Source organism: Rufibacter ruber, assembly GCF_001647275.1.
In the GTDB taxonomy this organism is placed as follows: Bacteria; Bacteroidota; Bacteroidia; order Cytophagales; family Hymenobacteraceae; genus Nibribacter; species Nibribacter ruber_C.
The window spans coordinates 1-819 of sequence record NZ_LRMM01000163.1 but is presented as its reverse complement, the minus strand read 5'-3'; the positions used below and the strand labels follow the sequence as shown (position 1 = coordinate 819).

General features: G+C 36.4%; 1 protein-coding gene. It reads right to left on the bottom strand.

Going from position 1 to position 819, the window contains the following annotated elements:
• Positions 1-15: 15 nt before the first annotated feature.
• Positions 16-819: hypothetical protein (locus A8O25_RS22350; protein WP_206598745.1), on the bottom strand; the 804-nt coding region annotated here is incomplete at its 5' end.

Genomic DNA, 819 nt, shown 5'->3' with positions numbered 1-819 from the left:
TATGCAACGTATTTTTCAGTAGTACTCATACTCAAATTGCTCTACAGAATAACCCTCAGTTTTTGTCAGCAATCCATTTCTATCGTAAGAGTATTTGACAGTCTCTTTAGGGTTACCATTATCAAATCTAGTATAGCTTGTCACTTTCCCATTCTCCTGCACATACTTAAAAGTGTAGTTCCATGTGTTCTTTTTATTATTACTGTTCTCCCAGCCCCAAAATTTCTCTTTATGGTTTTGGCTCAAGTATTCAGTTGTATTAGCTCTGTATACCTTTCCGCCTCTGTACCAATCTCGGGTTTGAACTTTGCCATCTTTTTGAAAACTGTCGACGAAATCTAAAGTGCCATCAGGATTGAACTTAGTGATTTTTATAAGTTCATTTTGATTGTAGGTCAATTCATATTTGGAGATTTCTAATGGCGGTTTGTTAGTAACACCTCCTAAGATGAGGTTGGGGTTCAAACCCATTTTTTTCAGCCGTTCTAATTCATTTTTATCTGGTACACCATTCTTCGTGCTATCCACCATGCCGACAAGTTTACCATTATTATCGTATTCGTAGTGGGTTGTTCTTGTGGTTGCGCCCAAATTCATCTCCACCAGATACTTAATCATTCGGCCCTCCTTGTCATAGTAAGTAATAATGCCAAGCTTTTTATTTTCTCCGCTGTACCACTTTCTAAGCTTTATCTTATTGGCTTTGTATATACTGTCATCTTGAAAGGTTTCTCTTTCTTGTGCAAGAACTGAAACTGAAAGGATTAGGCAGAAGATTAAAATTAAATGGTTTCTCATATTTATATATGTTGCATAACG